The sequence below is a fragment of the Nocardioides okcheonensis genome (genome assembly GCF_020991065.1).
GTDB lineage: Bacteria > Actinomycetota > Actinomycetes > Propionibacteriales > Nocardioidaceae > Nocardioides > Nocardioides okcheonensis.
In genome coordinates this window covers 3,731,351-3,744,672 of the sequence record NZ_CP087710.1, presented here as the reverse complement: position 1 = coordinate 3,744,672, position 13,322 = coordinate 3,731,351, and the positions used below count along the sequence as shown (strand labels likewise).

At 73.3% G+C, this 13,322-nt stretch carries 11 protein-coding genes; 7 read left to right on the top strand and 4 right to left on the bottom strand.

The window, feature by feature from the left end:
* Positions 1 to 4: 4 nt before the first annotated feature.
* On the bottom strand, positions 5 to 2,092 hold the full coding sequence (locus LN652_RS18200; RefSeq protein WP_230441997.1) for a glycogen debranching N-terminal domain-containing protein: 2,088 nt from the start codon (positions 2,090 to 2,092) through the stop codon (positions 5 to 7).
* Positions 2,093 to 2,162: 70 nt separating this feature from the next.
* Here LN652_RS18200 and LN652_RS18195 point away from each other — a divergent pair, with 70 nt between their 5' ends.
* The 6 genes from LN652_RS18195 (at position 2,163) to LN652_RS18170 (ending at position 8,221) form a co-directional block, all read left to right on the top strand.
* Positions 2,163 to 3,338 carry a LacI family DNA-binding transcriptional regulator gene (locus LN652_RS18195; RefSeq protein ID WP_230441996.1) on the top strand — a complete coding sequence of 392 codons (1,176 nt, stop codon included), beginning with the start codon at positions 2,163 to 2,165 and terminating at the stop codon, positions 3,336 to 3,338.
* On the top strand, positions 3,335 to 4,591 hold the full coding sequence (locus tag LN652_RS18190; protein ID WP_230441995.1) for a sugar ABC transporter substrate-binding protein: 1,257 nt from the start codon (positions 3,335 to 3,337) through the stop codon (positions 4,589 to 4,591). The genes LN652_RS18195 and LN652_RS18190 overlap by 4 nt, the downstream gene beginning before the upstream one ends.
* Positions 4,588 to 5,601 (top strand): carbohydrate ABC transporter permease, encoded by a 1,014-nt coding sequence (locus LN652_RS18185; protein ID WP_230441994.1) that lies wholly within the window; start codon positions 4,588 to 4,590, stop codon positions 5,599 to 5,601. The genes LN652_RS18190 and LN652_RS18185 overlap by 4 nt, the downstream gene beginning before the upstream one ends.
* On the top strand, positions 5,598 to 6,425 hold the full coding sequence (locus LN652_RS18180; RefSeq protein ID WP_230441993.1) for a carbohydrate ABC transporter permease: 828 nt from the start codon (positions 5,598 to 5,600) through the stop codon (positions 6,423 to 6,425). Before LN652_RS18185 ends, LN652_RS18180 begins: the two co-directional genes overlap by 4 nt.
* Positions 6,426 to 6,502: 77 nt before the next feature.
* Entirely contained in the window at positions 6,503 to 7,006 is a 504-nt protein-coding gene (locus LN652_RS18175) for a sigma-70 family RNA polymerase sigma factor (RefSeq protein WP_230441992.1), read from the top strand.
* 246 nt (positions 7,007 to 7,252) lie between these two features.
* Positions 7,253 to 8,221, top strand: a complete 969-nt coding sequence (locus LN652_RS18170; RefSeq protein WP_230441991.1) for a sialidase family protein — start codon at positions 7,253 to 7,255, stop codon at positions 8,219 to 8,221.
* A 30-nt stretch (positions 8,222 to 8,251) separates the two neighbouring features.
* On the opposite strand, the gene LN652_RS18165 is transcribed toward LN652_RS18170, so the two are convergent.
* The 3 genes from LN652_RS18165 to LN652_RS18155 form a co-directional block, all read right to left on the bottom strand.
* On the bottom strand, positions 8,252 to 8,413 hold the full coding sequence (locus LN652_RS18165; RefSeq protein WP_230441990.1) for a hypothetical protein: 162 nt from the start codon (positions 8,411 to 8,413) through the stop codon (positions 8,252 to 8,254).
* A gap of 108 nt (positions 8,414 to 8,521) precedes the next feature.
* Entirely contained in the window at positions 8,522 to 9,757 is a 1,236-nt protein-coding gene (locus tag LN652_RS18160; protein ID WP_230441989.1) for an MFS transporter, read from the bottom strand.
* Positions 9,758 to 9,828: 71 nt separating this feature from the next.
* The gene (locus tag LN652_RS18155) at positions 9,829 to 12,039 is read right to left on the bottom strand and encodes an NADP-dependent isocitrate dehydrogenase (RefSeq protein ID WP_230441988.1); all 2,211 of its coding nucleotides are present in this window, start codon (positions 12,037 to 12,039) and stop codon (positions 9,829 to 9,831) included.
* A gap of 185 nt (positions 12,040 to 12,224) precedes the next feature.
* Here LN652_RS18155 and LN652_RS18150 point away from each other — a divergent pair, with 185 nt between their 5' ends.
* Positions 12,225 to 13,322 carry an MIP family channel protein gene (locus tag LN652_RS18150; RefSeq protein ID WP_230441987.1) on the top strand — a complete coding sequence of 366 codons (1,098 nt, stop codon included), beginning with the start codon at positions 12,225 to 12,227 and terminating at the stop codon, positions 13,320 to 13,322.

The following is a 13,322-nucleotide window of genomic DNA, read 5'->3' as shown; positions in this document are numbered from 1 at the left end:
GGCCTCAGGCGTCGTCGGCCCGCTGCTCGACCACGAGCGGGCTGCCCGGCGGCAGGGTGATCCCCACCCTGCCGTCGGGGTCGACCGACAGGTCGAACGCGTCGGGCCCGAGCCGCAGGCCGCGCAGCGTCCAGCCGCCCAGGGCCCCGGTGGTCCGTGCCGGGTGGCTGAGCGTGCGCGTCGCCGGATCGGTCCGCAGGCCGCTGAGCGCGACCAGGCAGGCGACCGGCGCGGCCGCCGCCCACGCCTGCGGTCGGCACGCGGCGGGGTACGCCGTCGGCTGGGCCACATCGGCCGCCGCGTCGCCGCCGTAGAGCTCGGGCAGGCGGTGGTCGACGAACTCCGAGGCGCGCACGATCCCGGCCGCCAGCGCGCCGGCCTCGTCGTAGCGGCCCTCCGCGGCGAGCCCGCGCACGGCGATGGCGGTGTCGTGGGGCCAGACCGTGCCACCGTGGTAGCTGAGCGGGGAGAACCGCGGCGACCGCGACGTCAGCGTGCGCAGGCCGAAGCCCGAGTCGAGCACCGGGTCGGCGAGCAGCGCGGCGACGCGTGCGGTGGCGTCCGGTGCCAGCAGCCCGGTGCCGAGCAGGTGCCCCATGTTGGACGCGACCGAGTCGACGCGCTCGCCGTCACGGTCGAGCGCGACCGCGACGTGACCGCCGTCGTCGGAGTCCACCCAGAAGTCCCGGGCGAACCGGGACCGGAGGTCGGCGGCCCACGCGTCGAGGCCCGGCACCGGCTCGGCGCCGAGCTCGGCGAGCAGCGCCGCGCCCCGCACCGCCGCCTCGTGGGCGTAGGCCTGGACCTCGCTCAGCGAGATCGGAGCCTCCGCCAGCCGCCCGTCGGCGAACTGGATGCTGTCGTGGCTGTCCTTCCAGCCCTGGTTGGAGAGCCCCTCCCCCGTGTGGTCGACGTAGGTGAGCCACCCGGACTCGCGGGCCTGGGCGAGCACCCACTCCAGGCAGGCGCGCGCCGCCGGCACGAGGGCGCGCACCTCGTCGCGGTCGGCGCCCCACTCCAGCGCGTCGGCCAGCACGCACACGAAGAGCGGGGTGGCGTCGACGGAGCCGTAGTAGAGCGGGGGCAGCCGCTGCTCGCCGAGGTCGAGGACCTGCCCGCGGACCTCGTGGAGGATCTTCCCCGGCTGCTCCTCGGTGGCCGGGTCGTCGACCCGGCCCTGGCGTCGGGCCAGCACCCGCAGCGTGGACAGCGCGAGACCCGTGTCGAGGGGCAGCAGCATCCGCGCGGCCCACAGCGAGTCACGGCCGAAGAGGGTGAGGAACCACGGGCTGCCGGCGGCCAGGAAGGCGTCGCCGTCGTCGTCGAGGAGCAGCCCGGCGAGGTCGGCGAGCCCCTGCTGCACGACCCGCTCGAGGCGTACGTCGCCGGCCTCCACCGCGGTCGCCCACGGCGCCGGTCGCCCGCTGCCGAAGAGGGCGGGCACGGTGGTCGTCGCGCGGAGCCGGACCACCTGCGGCACGCCCCGCTCGAGCACCAGCCGCCAGGCCAGCCGGCCCGCGCCGGGGTCGACCTGCGGGGGCTGGCCGTCCGCCACCACCCGCACCGACCCGTCGGGCCCGTCCCACGCCAGGCCGTCGTCGGTGGCGGCGGCCGTGCGGGGCTCGGTCGCGTGCCCCTGCTTGACGTGGGGCATCGGGGCGAGGTCGGTGCCGAGGTCGACCCGGAGCTCGACCGCGACCGGCTCGGGCGCCGTCGAGAGCAGCGTCAGCTCCTCGCGGACCTCGTCGGCCGCGAGGACGCGGACCCGGTCGATCCGCACGGTCGGGTCGGCGATCGCGAGGTCGCCCAGCGAGCGGGCGAGGTAGGTGAAGGCGTGCCGCTCGGCCCCGCGGTTCTCCGCCCGCACCACGTCGAGGTCGGACCCCGCGACCGACACCTCCCAGCGGTCCAGCAGGCGGGTGTCGGCGACGTACCAGCCGCTCACCCCACCACGCCGCAGCTGCCCGTCGAGCGCCGTCAGCAGCACCCCCGGCGCGGCCACGCAGGACGCCAGGTCGTGCAGCAGCGGCTGCAGGGAAGGCGCTCCCGAGGGGGTTGTCGTGGGCGCGATGTCGTGTGTAGCCTCCGTCACATCCGCGATTTTATCGCTAAACATCCATCGCACCGCAACCCCTGCCCCGACCCGGACGAGAGGAGGCACCGTGTCCGCACCCGACGACCGCCCCGACGAGCAGCCGACGGCGGACGCCCGCCCCCACGGCCGCGGACCGGTCCCCCACGGCCACGTCACGCTCAGCGACGTCGCCCGCTTCGTCGGGGTGTCGGCGCAGTCGGTGTCGAACGCGCTCAACAACCCCGCCCGGGTCGCACCCGAGACCCGCGCGAGGATCCTCGCCGCCGTCGAGCAGCTCGGCTACCGCCCCAACCGGTCGGCGCGCGCCCTGCGCAACCAGCGCTCGCGGCTGATCGGCATCCGGGTCGAGCCGTCGCGCGACGACCGCGCGGCCCTGCTGTTCGACCAGTTCCTGCACGCCCTCGCCGAGTCGGCCGCCGCGACCGGCTGCCACCTGATCCTGTGCCAGGCCGACGGCGAGGACAACGAGGTCGCGGCCTACCGCGAGCTGCTCAGCACCACCTCGGTCGACGCCTTCGTGCTCACCGGGGCCCATCGGGGGGACTCCCGCGTCGCCGCCCTGCGCGACGTCGGCGTGCCCTTCGCCATGTTCGGTCGCTCCTGGGACGGCGATGCCGACCTCGCCTGGGCAGACGTCGACGGACGGGCGGGGCTGCACGCCGCCACCGCCCACGTCGCCGCCCAGGGGCACCGGCGCATCGCCCACGTCGGCTGGCCCGAGGAGTCCGACACCGGTCGCGACCGTCGGGCCGGCTGGCGTGGCGCCTGTGCCGAGCTCGGCCTCGCCGACGACCTGCTCGAGGAGGTCGCCGACGACTTCGACCAGGGCCGCGCCGCCGCCCACCGGCTGCTCGACCGGACCGATCCCGCGACGGCGATCACCTGCTCGTCCGACACCCTCGCCCTCGGCGTGCTGCGCGCGCTCGCCGACCGCGGGCTGCGCCCCGGCGGCGACGTCGCCGTCACCGGCTTCGACAACTCCCCCGCCGCCGCCCTCACCACCCCCGGCCTGACCAGCCTGCGCCAGCCGCTCGAGCAGGTGGCCCAGGACCTCGTCACCGCGATCGAGGAGATGGTCCGCGGCGCGGACCAGCCCCCGCAGACGCTGCTCCAGCCCGAGCTCGTCGTCCGCGAGTCGAGCCTGCGCGGGCCGTCCGGCAGCGGCACCCACCCGTCCCCCACGCCACCCCCCACCCCATCCCCCACCCCATCCCCCACCCGACCCTCGGAGGAGACACCATGAAGCGCCTGCCCGGCCACCGCGCCGTACCCGCCCTCGCCCTGGCCCTCGCCACCTCGCTCACCCTCGCGGCGTGCGGAGGCAGCGGCTTCGACGACGGCGGCGGGTCGTCCTCCGACGGCGGCGGTGACGGCGGCCCGCTGAAGGTCCTCATCGGCTCCTCCGGCGAGGCCGAGACGGCCGCGGTGAAGGAGGCCGTCGCCGCCTGGGCCGAGGAGAGCGGCACCGACGCGACCGTGCAGGCCGCGACCGACCTGCCCCAGGAACTGAGCCAGGGCTTCACGTCCAACAACCCGCCCGACGTCTTCTACGTCTCGACAGACACCCTGGCCGGCTTCGCCGCCAACGGCTCGCTGCTGGCCTACGGCGACCAGCTCGACAACGCCGACGACTTCTACCCCACCCTCGTCGACGCCTTCACCGTCGACGGCGACTTCTACTGCGCGCCCAAGGACTTCTCCACCCTCGGCCTGGTCATCAACACCCGGCTCTGGAAGGACGCGGGCCTCACCGACGCCGACGTGCCGACCACCTGGGACGAGCTCGCCGCCGTCGCGAAGACCCTGACCAAGGGCGACACCGTCGGCCTGGCCTTCGGCCCGGAGTACCAGCGCGTCGGCTCCTTCTTCCCGCAGGCCGGCGGCGCGATGGTCAACGACGACGGCACCGAGGCCACGGTCGACAGCCCGGAGAACCTCGAGGCCCTCGAGTTCGTGCAGTCGATGATGCAGGACGGCGTCGCCGCGTACTCCTCCACCCTCGGGGCCGGCTGGGGCGGCGAGGCGTTCGGCAAGGAGCTCGCCGCGATGACGATCGAGGGCAACTGGATCGCCGGAGCCATGGAGAACGACTTCCCGAAGATCGGCTACACGGTGGCCGAGCTGCCGGAGGGCCCGGCCGGCAAGGGCACGCTCGCCTTCACCAACTGCTGGGGCATCGCCGCGCAGAGCGGCAGCACCGACGACGCGGTCTCGCTCGTCGAGCACCTCACGTCCGTCGACCAGCAGCTGGCCTTCGCCGACGCGTTCGGCGTGATCCCGTCGGTGCAGAGCGCGGCCGAGCAGTACGCCGCCGACCGGCCCGGCTTCGAGCCGTTCGTGGCGGGCGCCGAGTACGCCCAGAACCCGCCCGCGCAGGAGGGTGCGGCCGACGTCATCGGCGACTTCAACGCCCAGCTCGAGGGCCTGCAGGACGGCGACCCGCAGGCCATCTTGGAGTCGGTCCAGCAGTCCATGCAGGCCGTCGTCGGGCAGTGAGCGCCTCGTCGATCCGCCGGGGGCAGACGCGGGACGGCTGGCTCTTCGTCTCCCCGGCGATGCTGCTCCTGGCGGTCTTCCTCGCCTTCCCCGTCCTCATGGCGCTCTGGGTGAGCGTCTCGGACTGGCGCGGCGTGGGCAGCCCGTTCTCCTCCGACGTCGGGTTCGTCGGCACCGACAACTACGCCAACATCCTCAGCGGCGGGAGCCTGCAGCAGCGTGACTTCGGCACCGCGATGCGCAACAACGTCTACTACGTGCTGTTCGTCGTGCCGCTGCAGACCGCGGTCGCGCTCGGTCTGGCGGTGCTGGTGCACCACAAGGCGCTGAAGGGACGCGGCTTCTTCCGCACCGCGTTCTACTTCCCGTCGGTCACCAGCGCGGTCGCCATCACCGTGCTCTGGCTGTTCCTCTTCAACAGCACCGGCGTGGTCAACGCGATGCTGGGCTGGGTCGGCATCGACGGCCCGAACTGGTTCGGCGACGCCCGCGGCGTCTTCCACACCGTGCTCGGCGCCGTCGGGGTCGACGCACCGGCCTTCCTGACCGACCACCGGGCCCTCGGGATCAGCTGGTGGGACTGGCTGGCCGGACCCTCGTTCGCGATGTCGGCGTTCATCCTGCTGGCCGTCTTCACCACCTCGGGCACCTTCATGCTGTTGTTCATCGCGGCCCTCAACAACATCGGCGACGAGATCGAGGAGGCCGGCATGGTCGACGGCGCCAGCGGCTGGCAGCGGTTCCGGCACCTGACCGTGCCGATGCTGCGACCGACGATGTTCACCGTCCTCACCCTCGGGCTGATCGGGACCTGGCAGGTCTTCGACCAGATCTACACCGGCACGCAGGGCGGGCCCGCGAAGACGACGCTCACCCCGGCGTACCTGTCCTTCTCCACCTCGTTCAACTCCCAGCGGTGGGGCGAGGGCGCGGCGATCGCCTTCATCCTCTTCGCGATCATCGTCGTCCTCACGCTGTTCCAGCGGTGGGCACTGAGGGAGAAGTCATGACGACCCGGCGTCCCGTGTGGTGGTTCTACGCCGTCCTGGTGCTGCTCGCCGTCGTCTACGTCGCGCCGTTCCTGATCCAGGTCGCCACCTCGTTCAAGACCGAGCCCGAGGCGGCGGCGAGCCCGATCTCGCTGCTGCCCGAGACGTTCACGACCGCGGCCTACCGCGAGCTGTTCACGCAGTCGGACTTCCCGCTGTGGTTCCGCAACTCGGTGGTCGTCACCCTCGTCGTCACCGCCGGTCGCGTGCTCTTCGACTCGATGGCCGGCTACGCCCTGGCCCGGATCCACTTCCGGGGCCGCACCGTGATGTTCGCGGTCCTGGTCGGGGTGATGGCGGTGCCCAACGTGGTGCTGCTGATCCCGAAGTTCCTGGTCATCAACCAGCTGGGGATCTTCAACTCGATGACCGGGCTGGTCGTGCCGCTGCTGGTCGACGCCGCCGGGATCTTCATCATGAAGAACTTCTTCGAGTCGATCCCCGTGTCGGTCGAGGAGCAGGCCCGCATCGACGGCGCGAGCACCTTCCGGCTGTTCTGGTCGGTGGTGCTCCCGATGGCCCGTCCCGCGCTGGTCACCATCGTGATCCTCTCCTTCCAGGGCTCGTGGAACGAGCTGAGCCACTTCATCGTCGCGGCCAACGACCCCGAGCTGACCAACCTCACCAAGGGCGTCGCCCAGCTGGCCTCCAACCAGCTCGGCCAGGGCACCAAGTACCCGCTCAAGCTCGCCGCGGCCGCCCTGATGACCATCCCGGTCGCGATCGTCTTCCTCCTCGCCCAGAAGCGGATCATGAACACCAGCACCGGTGCCGTGAAGGGCTGAGCCGACCGGGACGCAACCGGGACGCCTCCCCACGGGTCGTCATGGCAGGGACGGACGACGCGGTGGGAGGGTGGGCCATGGCCCGGACGAGCGGGGTGGACCGCGTGCAGGAGGTGTACGCCACCTCCTACCGGCGCCTGGTCGGCCAGCTCACCGGCGTCACGGGCGACCCGGTCGAGGCCGAGGACGTGGTGATGGAGGCGTTCGTCCGCGCGGTCGGCTCGCGCTCCTTCCTCGCCGCCGACAACCCCGAGGCGTGGCTGCGGACCGTGGCGGTCAACGTCTCGCGCACCCGCTGGCGGCGCAGCCGGTTCTTCCGCGACGTCAGCCACCGCCTGGTCGCCGAGGAGGCCTACGCCGACCTGCCGGAGGACCGCCTGGTGCTGCTGGCCGCGCTGCGCCGCCTCCCGGCCGCCCAGCGCGAGGCGATCGCCCTGCACCACCTCGCCGACCTGCCGGTCCACGAGGTGGCCGAGGCGGTCGGCGCGCCCGTCGGGACCGTCAAGGCGCGCCTGGCCCGCGGACGCACGGCTCTGGCGGCGCTGCTCGCCGAGACCGACACCGAGAGGAGCACCCGATGAGCCTGCCCACCGACCTGCCGCACGCCGTCGCCGAGCGGGCGCCGCAGCCCGGCTTCGAGGAGGTCCTCGACCGGGCCCGCACGGCCCGGCGCCGCCGTCGTCGGGCCGCGGGGGTCCGCGCGGCCGCGGCCGTCGCGCTCGGGCGGTGTCACGGCGGTGGTGCTGCTGCCCGCGCGCTGCGGTCCACCCGCGCCGGCCCGGCGCCACCGCCCCTGACCGGAGGTCGACGACCGGCTGCCGGAGGCGGTGCGGAGCCTCGTGGCGGCGGGCCGCGCGGACGTCTTCGCCGTGTCGGCGTCCGCCGACGCCGTCGCGGCGCTGTGGGTCGACTGCACCGGCGAGGCCGGCGCCAGCGGATGCCGCTCGGCGGTCGTCGTGCGCGAGGGCCCGGACGTCGTCGGCACGCTGCTCGACGGGGACGTCCGCTCCCTCCAGCCCGTGCCGGGCGGCTGGCTCGTGGAGCAGGCGACGGGCCCGGTCGTCGTCGGTCCCGATGCCAGCCTCCAGCCGGTGGTCGACACCGGGCCGGGCAACCCCGGCACCGCCGTGTCCGCGCGGGGCGACACCGCCGTCACTGTCGGCGGCGCCGTCCGGCTGCTGCGCGGGACGAAGCTGGTCGACGTCCCGGTCCCGGCCGGCACGACCCGGCTCTGGGGCGCGCACGTCACCTCCACCGGACGCCTGGCCGTCGTGGTCGACCTCGAGGACGGCCGCTCCGAGGTCGCCGTGTCCGACGACTCCGGGCGGACCTGGACCCCCGGCACCGCCGACCGTGCCGACGCGACGACCGGGCGGTTGCTCGCCGGCGACGGCGACCGGCTCGTCCTGGTCGACCTCGGCGACGACCGTGACACCGGCGAGGTGCCGCTGCTGGCGGTCCGGACGTCCCGCGACGGCGGCGCGACCTGGCAGGCGGCGCGCGGCCTCGGGTGGGGCGAGGGACCCCGGCGGGCCTGGCAGCTCCCGCGCGACCTCTCGGGCGTCGCGGTCGCCCCCGACGGCACCTCCTGGCTGACCACCGCCTCGCACCACCTGGTGCGGATCGACCCCGACGGCAGCGCGATGCCCACCCAGCTGTCGTCCTACGACCGCGGCGTGGTCGAGACCTCCGACGGGACCTGCGTCCTCACCGAGCGCGGCAGGCGCGACGACCTGGCCTGCTCCGACGACGGCGGTACCACGTGGTCCTCGCGCCCCCTCCCCGGCTTCCGCTGAGTCGGGGGCGCGAGCCGCCCGGTCGAGGAGTCAGACGACCCAGCCGACGTTGTCGGCGACCAGGTCGGCCGCGGGGTAGACCCCCCGCAGCTCGCGGCGTCGCTCGAGCAGGCTGACCACGTCCCCGACGTTGCGGTCGGCGAGCTGGCGGCGGCGCTCCATCTCCTCGGCGATCTTGTCCTCGTCCACCATGGCGGTCCCCTTCGTGCGTCCCCGGGGCGACTGTTCCGCCCCCCACTGATTGGATCGTTCCAAGGCCGGGCTACGCAAGGGTTCCGGGAGTGTTAACTCCACGAAAATTCAGATCACGTGCGAGGCCTGCGCGCGCACGTGCAGCCGCGCCGACACGAGCAGGATCGCCACGCCGGCCAGCGACAGCGCCAGCCCCACCAGCGCCGGGGCGCGCAGGCCCCACCCGGCGGCGATCACCACGCCGCCGAGCCAGGCGCCCAGCGCGTTGGCGATGTTGAGCGAGGCGTGGTTCATCGCCGCACCCAGGGTCTGGGCCTCGCCCGCGACGTCCATCAGCCGCAGCTGGAGGTTGACGACCAGCACGGAGCCGAGCGTGGTGATGAGGAAGACGACGGGCAGCGCGGCCCAGCCGTGCGGTGCGGTGAGCCAGAACGCGAGCATCGTGCCGGCCATGCCGGTGCCGCCGATGATGAGCGAGCGGAAGATCGACCAGTCGGCCATGATCCCGGCCAGCCAGGTGCCGGCGACCATGCCGAGGCCGAAGGACAGCAGGAAGACCGGCACCGACCGCTCCCCCAGCCCGGCCACGTCGGTCACGACCGGGGCGATGTAGGAGTACACGGCGAACATGCCGCCGAAGCCGACCGCTCCCGCCAGCAGGGTCAGCCACACCTGCGGGACCTTGAACGCCGCCAGCTCGCGGCGTCCGCTCGCGTCCGCGTCGCCCGGGACGGACGGCACGAACCACACGACCAGGGCGAGGGTGACGAGCGCCAGGCCCGCGGCGGCCCAGAAGGCGGCCCGCCAGCCGAGCTCCTGGCCCAGGACCGTGGCGGCCGGGACGCCGATGACGTTGGCGACCGAGAGGCCGAGCATCACCTGCGCGACCGCGCGGCCCTTGCGCGAGGGGCGGGCCATGCTGGCCGCGACCAGCGAGGCGACGCCGAAGTAGGCGCCGTGCGGCAGGCCGGCTGCGAACCGGGCGACCATCAGCTGCTCGTAGGACGTGGCGAGCGCGCTCAGCCCGTTGCCGACGGCGAAGGCCGCCATCAGCGCGACCAGCAGCGCACGCCGCGGCAGCCGGGCACCGAGGAAGGCCAGCACGGGCGCACCGACCACGACGCCGACGGCGTAGGCCGAGATGACGTGGCCGCCGGTCGGGATCGACACGTCGACGCCGCCCGCGATCTGCGGGAGCAGGCCCATCGTGACGAACTCGGTGGTGCCGATCGCGAAGCCGCCCATCGCCAGCGCGAGGACCGCGAGGGCGAAGTGGCGCGCGGTCACCGAGGGGACGTCGAGGTCGTCGGCGGTCGGGTCGGCGGCAGGCGCAGTCGTGGTCATCACCTCCGACAAGGACGGGCCCCCGGGGATTGTTCCCCGGGAGCCCGTCGTGTGACGCGGGTCGCGCTCGGTCAGAGGGTGGCGAGCGCGGCGTTGAAGGTGGCCGAGGGGCGCATGACCTCGGCGGCCTTCTCCGGGTCGGGGCGGAAGTAGCCGCCGATGTCGGCCGGCTTGCCCTGCACCGCGAGCAGCTCGTCGACGATGGTCTGCTCGTCGGCGCGCAGCGAGCCCGCGAACTCGGCGAACGCCGCGGCGAGCTCGGCGTCGTCGGTCTGCTTCGCCAGCTCCTCGGCCCAGTAGAGGGCGAGGTAGAAGTGCGAGCCGCGGTTGTCGATCGTGCCGAGCCGGCGACCGGGCGAGCGGTCCTCGTTGAGGAACGTCTCCGTCGCCTTGTCGAGGGTCTCCCCGAGGATCTTCGCGCGCTGGTTGTCGGCGTAGCCCGCGAGGTGCTCGAGCGAGGCGGCCAGGGCGAAGAACTCACCGAGGCTGTCCCAGCGCAGGTAGTCCTCCTTGACCAGCTGCTGCACGTGCTTGGGCGCCGAGCCGCCGGCGCCGGTCTCGAACAGGCCGCCACCGTTCATCAGCGGCACGATCGACAGCATCTTCGCGCTGGTGCCGAGCTCGAGGATCGGGAACAGGTCGGTGTTGTAGTCGCGCAGCACGTTGCCGGTCACCGAGATGGTGTCCTCGCCGCGGCGGATCCGCTCGAGCGAGAACGTCGTCGCCTCGGCCGGCGCCATCACCGAGATGTCGAGGCCGTCGGTGTCGTGCTCCTTCAGGTACTCGGTGACGAGCGCGATCAGGTTGGCGTCGTGGGCGCGGGTCTCGTCGAGCCAGAACACGGCCGGCGTCTCGGAGGCGCGGGCGCGGGTCACGGCGAGCTTGACCCAGTCACGGATCGAGGCGTCCTTGGTCTGGCAGGCACGCCAGATGTCGCCGGCCTCGACGGCGTGCGACATCAGCACGTCGCCGGCGGCGTTGCGGACCTCGACGGTGCCGGCGGCCGGGACCTCGAAGGTCTTGTCGTGCGAGCCGTACTCCTCGGCCGCCTTGGCCATCAGGCCGACGTTGGGCACCGAGCCCATCGTCGAGGGGTCGAGGGCACCGTGGGCCTTGCAGTCGTCGATCGCGGCCTGGTAGACGCCGGCGTAGGAGGAGTCCGGGATCACCGCGAGGGTGTCCTGCTGCTCGCCGTCGGCGTTCCACATCTGGCCCGACGTGCGGATCATCGCGGGCATGGACGCGTCGATGATGACGTCGGAGGGCACGTGCAGGTTGGTGATGCCGCGGTCGGAGTCGACCATCGCCAGCGCCGGGCCCTCGGCCAGGCCCTTCTCGAAGGCGGCCTTGATCTCCGCGCCGCCCTCGACCGAGTCGAGGCCGGACAGGATCGCGCCCAGGCCGTCGTTGGCGGACAGGCCGGCCGCGGCGAGCCGCTCGCCGTGCTGGGCGAAGACGTCGGCGAAGTAGGCGCGCACGACGTGGCCGAAGATGATCGGGTCGGAGACCTTCATCATCGTGGCCTTGAGGTGGGCGGAGAAGAGCACGCCGTCGGCCTTGGCCCGCGCGACCTGCTGCTCGAGGAACTCGTCGAGGTGGGCGGCGCTCATGAAGGTGGCGTCGACGACCTCGCCCTGCAGGACCGCCAGGCCCTCCTTGAGCACGGTCTCGGTGCCGTCGGAGCCGACGTGCACGATCGCGAGGGTGTCGTCGCCCTCGAGGACGACCGACTGCTCGTTGCTGCGGAAGTCGTCGTGGCCCATGGTGGCGACCGACGTCCTCGAGTCGCTGCTCCAGGCGCCCATCGAGTGCGGGTGCGACTTCGCGTAGTTCTTGACCGAGGCGGGGGCGCGGCGGTCGGAGTTGCCCTCGCGCAGCACCGGGTTGACCGCGGAGCCCTTGACCTTGTCGTAGCGGGCGCGGACCTCGCGCTCCTCGTCGGTCTGCGGGTTCTCGGGGTAGGCCGGGAGGTCGTAGCCCTGCGACTGCAGCTCGGCGATGGTCGCCTTGAGCTGCGGGATCGAGGCGGAGATGTTGGGCAGCTTGATGATGTTGGCCTCGGGCTTCGTGGCCAGCTCGCCGAGCTCGGCGAGGGCGTCGTCGAGGCGCTGCTCCTCGGTGAGCCGGTCGGGGAACTGCGCGATCACGCGGCCGGCCAGGGAGATGTCACGGGTCTCGACGTCGACACCGGCGGTCTTCGCGTAGGCCGCGATGATCGGGAGGAACGAGTACGTCGCGAGCAGCGGCGCCTCGTCGGTGTGCGTGTAGATGATCTTGGCCATGGGGTACGACAGCTCCTCAGGTGTTCGGGTGAACTGACCGGGACGGGGCAGAACTCTCGACGTCAAGATACCTGACGCCGGGGCGCGAGGCGACTCGCCTACCCTCGCACCCGCCGTCCGGCGCGGCTAGGCTTCGCGTGGCCTACGCGGGGTAGGGCCTACGGACTTGGAGGAGCAGCTTCGCCATGAGCGACATCGTGGAAGACACACCCACCACCGGTCAGAAGTTCACCGCCGAGCTGCTGGGCACCTTCGTGCTCGTCTTCTTCGGCTGTGGCGCGGCCCTCATCAGCGGCGGCGACTACGTCGCCACCGGCCTGACCTTCGGCCTCACCGTCGTGGTGATGGCCTACGCCGTCGGCCGGATCTCCGGCGGCCACTTCAACCCCGCCGTCACGCTGGGTGCGGTGCTCGGCGGTCGCCTCCCGTGGAACCAGATCGGCATCTACGTCGCGGCCCAGCTCGTCGGCGGCCTGCTGGCCGGCGCGGTCCTCTTCGGCCTGATGCACGGCTTCGAGGGCTTCGACGCCGAGGGGCGGATGGCCCAGAACGCCTTCGGCGACGCCGGCTCGGGCTACGCCTGGTGGGCCGCGCTGCTGCTCGAGGTGGTGCTGACCGCGGTGTTCCTCTGGGTGATCCTCGCGGTGACCGACGAGCGCAACGCCGTCAACGCCGTCATGGGCCCGCTGACCATCGGCCTCGCGCTGGCGATGATCCACTTCGCCTCGATGGGCGCCACCGGCACCTCGGTCAACCCCGCGCGCTCGATCGGCGTCGGCGTCTTCGCCGGCATGGACGCGATCGTCCAGCTGTGGCTGTTCGTCGTGGCCCCGCTGCTCGGCGCGGCCGTCGCCGGCCTCACCTATCCCCTCCTGTTCGGCCACGGCGCCGCGCCGGTGGCGGGCTCCGGCCTCAGCTTCGGCGGCGGCCGCAAGGGCCAGCCCGTGCCGGGCAGCTACGAGGCGCAGTGGAACCAGGGCCAGCAGGGCGGCTGGGGCCAGCCCGGCTCCGCGTGGGGCGCTCCCCCGCAGCAGCAGTGGGGCCAGCCGGACCCCTACCAGCAGCCGCAGCAGCCCGCACAGCAGCAGCCGAACCCCTACGCCGCGCCGCCCGCGCAGCAGAGCCAGCCCGGCCAGTGGGGCCAGCCGCAGCAGCAGCCCCCGGCCCAGCCCGGCCAGTGGGGCGCTGCCCCGGCCCAGCCCGGCCAGCCGGGCGCCCCGGGACACTGGGGCAACCCCGAGGGCGACGACGACGGCCGGACCCAGGTCCGCCGCCCCGACTGA